This window comes from Glutamicibacter sp. AGC84 (assembly GCF_053543575.1).
This window is the reverse complement of the sequence record NZ_JBLVOC010000019.1, coordinates 510-8764: the sequence shown is the minus strand read 5'-3', so window position 1 is coordinate 8764 and position 8255 is coordinate 510. Positions and strand designations below refer to the sequence as shown.

The window sequence follows — 8255 nt, the reverse complement described above, 5'->3', positions numbered from 1 at the left end:
CATGCCGGGCCCCCGCCCCTTTAACTACTTGCCCTGGTAGCTGAGCCCGAAGCCGTAGTCGAAGAGCGCTCCATCGGCAGTTTCGCCGTAGCCGGGCAGGTCGCTGAACTGCTCGGTGATCGCTTCGCGGGTGCCGGCCAGCGCGAACGGCATGCGCCCCTGCGGGGCGAACTTGCCCGAGAGGATGTCCATCAGCGCGGTGTCGGACATGCCGAAGCCGGCGACGATCGAAAAGCCCGCACTCTCGGATACCCCTTTCGGGGATATGTTGGGTTTTGAGGGATGACTTTGAAATCGTCGAATCTGTCTCAATTCCACGTCGCCAATTTGAGCTCACTAGCAAAAGTTCTGCAGCGCTTCCTCATCGCCGACGGCTTGGCCGCGAAAGATTGGCAGCCGCGAGTACATCGGCACTGTCATCAACAAGAGGGGGCGCAATGCTTGAAGTGGTCTGGGGTTCTTCTCTGCCTATGAATCAGGAAGCCCAGAACTGGAAGACCTTCTGCACCTCCGTATGCCAAGGCCGGGTGCCATCAGTCCACCCACTGCCTGGCGCGCCCGTGTCTTTATTGACGATGAGCGCTGCCAGCGAAGGCTCTCCACGGTTGATGCAGTCATCGGAAAGGTCGTCCAGGACGTGCCTCAATTCGTAGAAGACGCCTACTCCTTCGATACCGATTGCCTTGCCCAGTTCGCCGTAGGTAACGATCGTGCGCCGCATAGCAGCCATAATCAATGCCGCTCGGGCCTGAGCGACGTCTACAGTCCTGTCTTTTCTAGCCATGAGCTAATCATCCCCCCAGCGCGACGGTAAAGCTATCGACGGCGCCGTCAAAGAATGTCCACGCTCCATCTTCTAGAGTTGGGCAGCTGACGGTCTTCTAGAGTTGGGCAGCTGACGGTTGGTGACGGGGTAACGCGCATGACCATCCAGATTCCTCCGGGCGTGGAGGCAAGCCTCGAAGCCGTGCTCGACACAGCCATGGCAGTCGGGAACTGTTGAACATGGTCCGTATTGTCGAGGCCTTCGGAATCGCCCTGAGGCTGCGGGAGGCGCCACGAAGCGTTCAGCCGGTCCTCCAGGCGGGTGATGGACGAGTCGGCCTGTGTTTAACTACTTGCCCTGGTAGCTGAGCCCGAAGTCGTAGTCGAAGAGCGCTCCATCGGCAGTTTCGCTGTAGCCGGGCAGGTCGCTGGCCTCGTCCATGACGAATGGCTGGCGGATCGCACCGGGCGCTTAATGCCCGTCGGGCTGTTGAATTCGCCGTTCGCCGCATTTGAGGAGCTGCAGGCGAGTTCCGCGAAGTTGGGGGAGGGTGCGGCTTTCCGTACCGCCCCCAGCTCTGGCCCCTAGATTTCGCAGGTTTCGGAGGGCGCGTTGCGGATCAATCCGCGCTCGGCCACCAGCGTGCTGATGAGCAGAATGGCGGCGGCCGCGTTCCAGGGAACGAGCGGCAAATAGCCTTCTGGCGGCAGGTCGGAGAGCAGCCAGCGGGTTACCAGGAACGTGGCCAATCCCAGCGCAAGCGAAATGGCGAATGCGATGCCCCGGTGCTTCTTGGAGACGCCCTGCCACGCGGGGATTGATCCGTCGGCAGGTGCTTCAGAGGTGATTCCCAAGAACTTCAGCATGCTTTCCTTCTCTATAATGTCCGATAGTTGTCATATAAAGATCAAGTCAACTAAGTGTTATTTCGATAGTATCGAATCTGAAAATTGCTGTACATGGTACTTTCGGATGACACTTCGACTTCGAACACCGAGCCCGGGTGAAACTTTTGGCCCCGTGCACGGCGCGCAGGCCACGGTGGCGCCATTCGGCGTCCGGTGCAGCCAAGCGCGGGGGCAGGACCGAGGTGCGTGGGCGCATCGCTCGGAACGCTGCGAGATCGCCCCCGGGGAAGTGTTAATGGGAAGGCGCACTAGCGGCCTAGCGCCAGGCGCGGTTCCTGCCTTATCATCAGTGAGTCAGGAACATGGCCCCGCCAGGTTCCGGCGCTCTCAAAAGGGGCGATACCCGTTGCGGTCCAGCAACCGGTAACGGCAGACATATATGGAATTTCTTCAGCACGATTTCTTGAAAAGAGTCCATAATGTCTAGCGTTTCAGCTGCCATTGCCCACGCCCTCAAGCCGCTGGCCCCGCGGATCTTCGGATTGATGGGCAACGGCAATGCCCACTTCCTCGACGCCGCAGTGCGTGCAGGCTTCGACTACACCGCCGTGCGCCACGAATCGGCCGCCGTTTCGGCCGCCGACGCCTACTTCCGCATCTCCAATAAGCTGGCCATCGCCTCCACCACTTACGGTGCCGGCTACACCAACACCATCACCGCACTGGCTGAAGCCGCCGCGGCCCGGACCCCGCTGCTGTTCGTCACCGGCGACGCGCCAACTTCCGGCCTGCGTGGATGGGACGTCGACCAGGCCGCGATCGACACAGCAGTGCGAGCACCCCGCTACGTCGTTGACCGTGACAACCCGGGTGCCACCGCTCTGGAGGCGGCCGCCCGGGCGTTGCGCGAACGGATGCCGGTTGTTTTGGCGATCCCTTATGATTTGGCCGCGGTGGATTCCCTCGAAGAGCAGCTGCCTGATTTCGCCTCCCTGCGCAGCACCCCTCCGGCACCGCAGCTGAACTCCACCCAGCTGGAGCAGATCGCTGGAAAGCTCAACGCCTCGCAGCGCACCCACATCCTCTACGGCCGCGGCGCGATCGATGCCGCCGCGCAGGTCCAGTCGCTGGCGCAGAAGCTGGACGCCACCACCTCGGGTACCCTGCTGGCCCGCGACCTGCTGGACTACGAGTTCGATTTGGGCATCACCGGAGGCTTCTCCACCGAGGCCAACGCCCAGATCATCGCGCAGGCCGATACGGTATTGGTGCTCGGCGCCTCGTTGAACCAGTTCACCATGCGTTTTGGCGATCTGGTCGCGCAGGATGCCAGCTTGATCCAGATCGACCTGGGGTGCGCCGCCACCAACCCGCGCGTGGACTATTTCGCCACCGCCGATGCGGCCCTGGCCGCCGCGGACCTGCTCGGTGCGGTGGAGCAGGCGCAGGGCGGATGGCGTTCAAGCCTGGACCTGTCCAATCTGCGCACCCGTCCGGCCGGTGACGACCTGGCCGCCGACGGGCAGCTTGATCCGCGCCGCGTGGCCAGCGAACTGGAGAAGATCCTGCCGGCCAATCGCGTGCTGGTGCAAGACGGCGGCCACTTCATCGGCTGGGGGCCCATGTACTGGTCGACCTCCGGTGCACGCTCCTTGAGCTGCGTGGGCACCGCGTACCAGTCCATCGGCCTGGGCATCGCCTCCATGGTGGGCGCAGGCCCGGCGGCGCAGGGGCGCACGGTCGTGCTGGCCGCCGGCGATGGCGGCTTCCTGATGGGCCTGGCGGACCTCGAATCGATCGTTCGCACCGTGGAAAGTGGCGTAATCGTCATCTACAACGACTCCGCGTACGGAGCGGAAATCCACCAGTACGGATCCGTCGGCCTGCACGAAGACCCGATGCTGATCCCGACGGTGGATTTCGCCGGTATCGCCAAGGCCATGGGAGCCACCGGAATCCGCGTTGACACGCTCGAAGACCTCACCGGGGTCCAGCAGTGGGTGGATGCCGGAGCCCGTGGTGTGTGCCTGGTGGATGCCCGTGTCTCGATGCATGTGCGTGCTCCTTATATGGACGAGGTCCTTTCTGCGAACAAGAAGGCCGCCGCGGCTGCGGCATTACAATCCGGTAAAGGTGGTGGCAAGCGGTAGCCGAACGTCGTAGGGTGGTTGAGTGCGCAAGTTATTAGTCGGAACAGCAAGTCTGGGTCTAGGGGCACTTTTGATGTTCCCCTCAACCGGCGCTTTTGCTGCACCCACTGGCCCTGGCGACTCGGCGGGTGCCAGCGCAGCGCAGCTTTCCGAGACCTCGCTTCGCGTGGCAACCATCCAGGCAAATCTCAGCGGCGAAACCCCCCAGGAGCTGCCCGCGAACCTGATGCGCGGATCCGACCGCCAGGCGGCGCAGGTTGCAGACAAGATCAGCAGCGCCAATGCGGACGTGGTGGTGCTGACAGATATGGACGCCACCCAGGACGCGGTTGATGCACTGAACGACCAGTATCTGAACAATCCCGACGATGCCCGCGCCGATGTGGAATACGGGTATTCCTACCTGGCCGTGGGCTCCAAGGGCCTGCAAAGCGGTGCCGATCTGAACGCTGATGGCGTCATCGGCGGCGCCGAGGATGCGTGGGGCCAGGCCGCATTCGCCGAGCAGGGCTCGATTGTCGTGCTATCGAAGTACCCGATTGCACAAGACCAGGTCACCAGCGTTTCCCAGCTCAAGTGGCAGGACGTTGCCAACGACATGATGCACCACACCGACTTCTCTGGTGTGCTCGCCGCCTCCATTCCGGTGATGAGCACCGGGCTGTGGGACATTCCCATCCAATACCGTGGCGAGCCGGTGCATATTCTTGCGACCCAAACCCAGCCAGATGCGCAGGACCAGGAATTCGCCAAGGCACGCCAGGCTGATGAGCTGAAGGTTCTCACCGGCTACCTGGCCGGAGAGGACTACGTTCGCACCGATGAGGGCGAGCAAGCAGAAGGAGTCGGCGAAGACCGCTATGTCATCGCCGGCGCACTTGGCTTGCAGGAGAACGCGGCAGATCGCGTTGAACCATTCCTCCAGGGGCTCAAGCGCGCGAACGCTTTGAATGATTCCGGAAGCTACCTGGTCCCCAGCGCAACTTGGCAGGTATTGGGCCAGGGCCGCATCCAGGAGCATCCGCCAAGCAGTTCCCAGCCCCTGCCCGGAACGGTGCCGGACTTGGTGAAAGCATCAAGCCCGCTGATCTGGACCGATGTCCAGTTCTAGATGCCGAGCAAACCCCGCAGATAAGGATTGAGGAATCGTCCTTCCGGATCGGCAGTTTGGCGCACCCTCGTGAAATCGCTGAATTTCGGGTAGAGCTGCGCCAGATCCGCTGCTTGCAGGCTATGTTCCTTGCCCCAATGCGGCCGGCCGCCCAAAGAACGGAAGATCTCTTCCATGGCCGGGAAGTATCCCGGAGCCTTATCCCGAATGTAGCGGTGCACGGCAATGTATGCTGTCTGCCTGCCGCTGGCGGTACCCAACCAGGTGGAGTCCCCGGCCGCGGTACGCACCTCGACAGGGAAGGAAACTCCAACTCCCGAACGCCTGAAGTACGCTCGCACCTTCGCGAAAGCTTCATCGAAGCCAGCTAGCGGCAGCGCATACTCCATCTCGGTGAAGCGCACCCGTCGCGCACTGGTGAAAGCTTCATTCCATGGCGCGATGCTGCTGCGCTCCGGCAGGGCCGCGCAAGCCACCTCATTCAATTTGGCAGTGGTCCGGGGGACCGCTGCACTCAGCGAGCTGAGCAGCTGCAACGCGCCATTGGAGAGCAGTTCATCGTTCAGCCAGCGGGCCACCGCAGGCGGTTGATCGGCAGGGACCTGGCCGTCGAGCCGGGTATTGATCTTCACCTGGGCTTTGCTGGTGCCCGGGAACCAGAAGAATTCCAGATGGTCTTCTTGCCGGGCACGATCAACAAAGCTTTCGGCGATCTGCCCGATGGGTTCGATGGATTCGGCCGCACGCATCATGTAGTAGGGGACGCACCGCAGCCGGACGTGGGTGAGCACCCCCAGTACTCCCAGGCCAAGCCGGGACGCCTCGAATAATTCGCTATTCTCCTGCGCGCTGGCGCGCAGATGGGTGCCATCGGCCAGCATGATCTGCACTCCGGTGACCGTTGCGCTGAATCCGCTGAATTCCAGGCCCGTGCCGTGGGTGCCGGTGCTGATTGCTCCAGCGACCGACTGCTTGTCGATATCTCCCATATTCTCCAAGGCGAGGTTGAAGGGCCTGAGCAGGGCGGGGATCTGCCAGAGCCGGGTTCCGGCGCGGAACGTCACCTCGTGGGTGCGAGCGTCGACTTCCTCGATGCCGCGAAAGCTATCCAGATTCAGCAAGATCCCGACGGTATCTGCCAGCGGAGTGAAGGAATGGCCTGCGCCGACGGTGCGCACCGGCTGGTGCTGGTCGGCGGCCTGCTCCAGGCTCTGCGCTAATTCTGCGATGCTGCGCGGAGAATGGACAGCTGCTGGGTGGGAGACCACGGTGCGTGCGAAATTCCTGAAAGTACTCACAGGAATGCTTTCCCTTCTCCACGGTAAGTAGGCCATTGTTCGACGATCCTGCCCTTGGAGTACACCGCCGCCTTATTAACGCGTTCGGCCGGTTCGCCGGACTTGGCATGGCGCAGCCACACGGTATCGCCAATGGCAATGCGATGCGCCGAGGGGCCAGTGAGCGGAGTCTGCACTTCGCCGGCTCCTTCCATGGCCAGGTAGCGAAGCTTCTTGGGATGCTCGATGGCGGGCAAGCGGTCCTTGCCGGCTGGACCCGAAGCGGCCCAACCGCCACCAAGGATGGTGACCGTTCGCTCATCGGGACGGCGTACTACCGGGAATCCCAGGTACAGGGCAGGGGTGGGGCGGAATGCGCGGTAGGAATCGAAGAGCGCGGGCGCGAAGAATCCTGAGCCCGCGGCGATTTCGGTTACCGCTGGTTCTTGGATAGTGCTTTCTACCGAACCGGTACCTCCGGCATTTACAAACCGCAGGTCGCCGAGCTCCCGTACCAATTCCACGGTTTCGGCCCGGCGGTCCGCCAGTTCGGCGGCACTGGCTTGGCGCAGCTTGCGGGCGATCAGTGCCCTAGGGCTGAAACCCCCATCGGGGACCGAAGCGATTTGGGATTCGTAGCCCATCAGCCCGTCCAAGATGAAGTTGCGCCGGCGGTGCACCTGGGCGGCCAGTTCGGCGACCTGTTCCGGCCGGGTCAGCGGGGAACGCGCGGCGCCGATACGGAGGTTGCTGCTGGGGTAATAGGCAGCATCCAGTTCCAGGGCGACCTTCAGCGGCCCGTGCCCCGGTGCGAGCCTGTCGATCAAATCCAATTGCTCTTGGGTATCCACCATGAGCGTTACCTCTTCGCGTGCCTGTTCGGTGGAGGCCCACCGGCTGATCGCTTCGGCATCGGTTTGCGGGTAGGCAACCACCAAGTCCTTCAAGCCATGGCTGGCCAGCCATAATGCTTCGGCCAAGGTGAAGCAGAGAACGCCGCGGAAACCGGGCTCATCCAGGACCCGTTCCAATGCCTTGCGTACACGCAGGGATTTGGACGCGATGCGAATCGGCACACCGCCGGCCCGTTCGCGCAGGGCGATCACGTTGGAATCGAAGGCATCCAGATCGAGCAGCGCGACCGGATGCTCCGAGATCCCGGCGCTTTTCAAGGCGTGGTTATACCGTTTGGCCTGAGCGTTCTTCATAGGCCAACTCTTGCACCAGCGTCGGGGAGTTTCAAGGAATTTTTCAAGACGCTTGCTTGAAAGCGCAAAGCCCAAGGTAACTCTCAGGGTCTTGCGGTTAAGCTGGAGCCATCATGAAAAACGATCCGATTTCAATGACTTTGATTGGCAAAGATGGAAAGCCGCGCTCCGGCGTGCAGGACGCCATCATGAAGGGCATCGGCGTGCAGCGCCCGCTGGTGCTTGCCTACATCAAGAGGCTGCGCAAAAAGCACCCTGACGCTACTACTGCCCAGCTGGCAGCTATTGTCGAGCGCGATTATCTGCGCGTAGTTACCGGTTCCGGTGCAGCCGTGGGTGGAACCGCAGCCGTTCCCGCTGTTGGTACCGGTATCGCCCTGGGCCTTTCCATAGCTGCGACCTTGGGCTTCTTGGAAGCCTCGGCGCTGTATGCGCAAAGCCTGGCAGAGCTGCACGGCATAGCCATCGACGACCCGGATCGTTCTCGAGTCCTGGTTATGGGCATCATGATGGGCGACGAGGGCAGCTCGATGATTGCCGGATTGACTTCCCAGGCCGCAGGCCGCGGTGGGGGGCCAATCCAGGGATGGGCCAAGTCCTTCGGTGCCAGCAAGTCCACGAGCATCTATTCTGCAATGCAGCGCACCATGCAGAAGAAGTTCCTGCGCAAGATCATTGGCACCCAAGCGGCTAGCACCATCGGCCGTTTGGTTCCGTTTGGGGTCGGCGCGGCCATCGGTGGCGTAGGCAATCGATATATGGCCAAGCGCGTGATCGAGAATGCGGCAGTGGCCTTCGCCGGCATTCCCACGGTGGCGCCAAGCTCTCTGCCCCTGGATGACCCTCGAGTCATTGACGCAGAGATCGTCGAGGACTAGCTGAATCGCGGTTGCCG

At 62.2% G+C, this 8255-nt stretch carries 8 protein-coding genes; 3 read left to right on the top strand and 5 right to left on the bottom strand.

Going from position 1 to position 8255, the window contains the following annotated elements:
* Positions 1–24: 24 nt before the first annotated feature.
* The 3 genes from ACNPN0_RS12315 to ACNPN0_RS12305 form a co-directional block, all read right to left on the bottom strand.
* Positions 25–210: a hypothetical protein gene (locus tag ACNPN0_RS12315; RefSeq protein ID WP_388026044.1), complete on the bottom strand. Its 186-nt coding sequence runs from the start codon at positions 208–210 to the stop codon at positions 25–27.
* A 265-nt stretch (positions 211–475) separates the two neighbouring features.
* Positions 476–721, bottom strand: a complete 246-nt coding sequence (locus ACNPN0_RS12310; protein WP_448937277.1) for a hypothetical protein — start codon at positions 719–721, stop codon at positions 476–478.
* A 629-nt stretch (positions 722–1350) separates the two neighbouring features.
* Positions 1351–1632, bottom strand: a complete 282-nt coding sequence (locus tag ACNPN0_RS12305; protein WP_388026047.1) for a hypothetical protein — start codon at positions 1630–1632, stop codon at positions 1351–1353.
* A 461-nt stretch (positions 1633–2093) separates the two neighbouring features.
* On the opposite strand from ACNPN0_RS12305, the gene ACNPN0_RS12300 reads away from it, so the two are divergent.
* Both ACNPN0_RS12300 and ACNPN0_RS12295 read left to right on the top strand, forming a co-directional pair.
* A complete protein-coding gene (locus ACNPN0_RS12300; protein ID WP_448937278.1) occupies positions 2094–3764 on the top strand; it encodes a thiamine pyrophosphate-binding protein in 1671 nt (556 codons plus the stop codon).
* 73 nt (positions 3765–3837) lie between these two features.
* Positions 3838–4875: an endonuclease/exonuclease/phosphatase family protein gene (locus tag ACNPN0_RS12295; RefSeq protein ID WP_332727850.1), complete on the top strand. Its 1038-nt coding sequence runs from the start codon at positions 3838–3840 to the stop codon at positions 4873–4875.
* Here ACNPN0_RS12295 and ACNPN0_RS12290 read toward each other — a convergent pair.
* Together ACNPN0_RS12290 and ACNPN0_RS12285 are read right to left on the bottom strand one after the other, a co-directional pair.
* Positions 4872–6173 carry a D-arabinono-1,4-lactone oxidase gene (locus ACNPN0_RS12290; protein WP_448937279.1) on the bottom strand — a complete coding sequence of 434 codons (1302 nt, stop codon included), beginning with the start codon at positions 6171–6173 and terminating at the stop codon, positions 4872–4874. The two genes, ACNPN0_RS12295 and ACNPN0_RS12290, sit on opposite strands and share 4 nt — an antisense overlap.
* Positions 6170–7360, bottom strand: a complete 1191-nt coding sequence (locus ACNPN0_RS12285; RefSeq protein ID WP_448937280.1) for an alanine racemase — start codon at positions 7358–7360, stop codon at positions 6170–6172. Before ACNPN0_RS12285 ends, ACNPN0_RS12290 begins: the two co-directional genes overlap by 4 nt.
* A 113-nt stretch (positions 7361–7473) precedes the next feature.
* On the opposite strand from ACNPN0_RS12285, the gene ACNPN0_RS12280 reads away from it, so the two are divergent.
* Positions 7474–8238 carry a hypothetical protein gene (locus ACNPN0_RS12280; protein ID WP_105658967.1) on the top strand — a complete coding sequence of 255 codons (765 nt, stop codon included), beginning with the start codon at positions 7474–7476 and terminating at the stop codon, positions 8236–8238.
* Positions 8239–8255 lie beyond the last annotated feature (17 nt).

Excerpts from the sequence above, each read along its gene's own strand:
- ACNPN0_RS12310 (WP_448937277.1), bottom strand. The coding sequence starts at position 721 with ATGCGGCGCACGATCGTTACCTACGGCGAACTGGGCAAGGCAATCGGT.
- ACNPN0_RS12280 (WP_105658967.1), top strand. The coding sequence starts at position 7,474 with ATGAAAAACGATCCGATTTCAATGACTTTGATTGGCAAAGATGGAAAG.
- ACNPN0_RS12315 (WP_388026044.1), bottom strand. The coding sequence starts at position 210 with ATGTCCGACACCGCGCTGATGGACATCCTCTCGGGCAAGTTCGCCCCG.
- ACNPN0_RS12305 (WP_388026047.1), bottom strand. The coding sequence starts at position 1,632 with ATGCTGAAGTTCTTGGGAATCACCTCTGAAGCACCTGCCGACGGATCA.
- ACNPN0_RS12300 (WP_448937278.1), top strand. The coding sequence starts at position 2,094 with ATGTCTAGCGTTTCAGCTGCCATTGCCCACGCCCTCAAGCCGCTGGCC.
- ACNPN0_RS12295 (WP_332727850.1), top strand. The coding sequence starts at position 3,838 with ATGTTCCCCTCAACCGGCGCTTTTGCTGCACCCACTGGCCCTGGCGAC.
- ACNPN0_RS12285 (WP_448937280.1), bottom strand. The coding sequence starts at position 7,360 with ATGAAGAACGCTCAGGCCAAACGGTATAACCACGCCTTGAAAAGCGCC.